General features: G+C 61.4%; 2 protein-coding genes. Both read left to right on the top strand.

Annotated elements, in window-relative coordinates; all coding sequences use genetic code 11:
- Positions 1–718: M24 family metallopeptidase (locus tag A2I95_RS37460; protein WP_291737523.1), on the top strand; the 718-nt coding region annotated here is incomplete at its 5' end.
- A 308-nt stretch (positions 719–1026) separates the two neighbouring features.
- On the top strand, positions 1027–1465 hold a 439-nt coding region (locus A2I95_RS37455), incomplete at its 3' end, for a phosphatidylcholine/phosphatidylserine synthase (RefSeq protein ID WP_291737522.1).

Below are 1465 nucleotides of genomic sequence, written 5' to 3'. Positions count from 1 at the left end.
GGACATGATCCGTGCCGGTGCCGCGGTGGCAGACGTCGGCGGCTTTGCGATCCGCGATGCGGTCAAGGAAGGCGCACGCGAGATTGATGTGGCAATGGCCGGCCGGGACGCGATGGAGCTGGAGATTGCCAAACGTTTCCCGGACGCCGAATACCGCGACAGCTGGGTCTGGTTCCAGTCCGGCATCAACACCGACGGGGCCCATAACCCGGTGACGGGCCGCACCCTGCAGCGCGGCGATATCCTGTCGCTGAACACTTTCCCGATGATCTCCGGCTATTATACCGCGCTGGAGCGGACCATGTTCGTGAAGGAAGTGGACGCAGAATCCTTGCGCATCTGGAAGGCCAATGTGGCGGCGCATGAACTGGGCATCTCGCTGCTGAAGCCGGGGGCGAGCTGCGCGGAAATCACCCATCAGATCAATGCCTTCTTTGAAGAGCAGGACCTGCTGCAGTACCGCACATTCGGTTATGGCCACTCGTTTGGCGTCTTGTCGCACTACTATGGCCGCGAGGCCGGGCTGGAGCTGCGCGAGGACATCGACACGGTGCTGGAACCGGGCATGGTGATCTCGATGGAGCCGATGCTGACTATTGCGGACGGCCAGCCCGGTGCGGGCGGCTACCGTGAGCATGACATCCTGATCATCCACGAAGACGGCAATGAGAACATCACCAAATACCCCTATGGGCCGGAGTTCAACGTCGTCGGGTAACTGAGCTTGATGGATTGAGACAGGCAGGGGGCTCCCGCCTGCTCAGGATCTCCCGGAAGGGAGATCTTCACAGTTGGGCGTGGCACCGTGCGATGCACGGTGCCATTTCCTTTGCCGGGGTGTTGCCAGTACACTTGTCGCACAGCGGACGGCCACCGGATTTGCAAACATTGCGCCGGGGCGCTGCTTGGGGCATATGTGCGCCACGGCTAAGACAGCCGCGAAATTTACCCCAGTGGATTGCTCCGAAGGCCGCCCATGGGCCGCGTCGTGCTTCAGTGCCCCGCGAGGAAGAAAGAACCACCGCAATGTATGACACCCCGGAAAAGAAAAAATCCGAATTTGCGCTGATCCAGCTGATGCCGAACATGATGACCATCGGCGCCATCTGTGCAGGGCTGACGGCGATCCGCTTTGCGGTGTTCGGGAATTACTCCCTGGCGGTGATGATGATTATTCTGGCCGCGATTCTGGACGGGCTGGACGGGCGGCTGGCACGGGCGCTGCACAGCGAAAGCAAGATGGGTGCCGAGCTGGACTCGCTGGCGGACTTTCTGAACTTCGGCGTGGCGACGCCGCTGGTGATCTATTTCTGGGCTTTGCAGGACGTGCGCGGCGCCGGGTGGATTTCGGTGCTGGTGTTTTCGGTCTGCTGTGTGGTGCGGCTGGCGCGGTTCAATGTCAGCACCAAATCGGAGGAGGCGCCAAAGGGGCGCAGCGGCTATTTCGACGGTATTCCTTCGCCCG

The sequence above is a fragment of the Leisingera sp. F5 genome, assembly GCF_001593695.1.
This window is presented reverse-complemented; position numbering and strand designations above follow the sequence as displayed.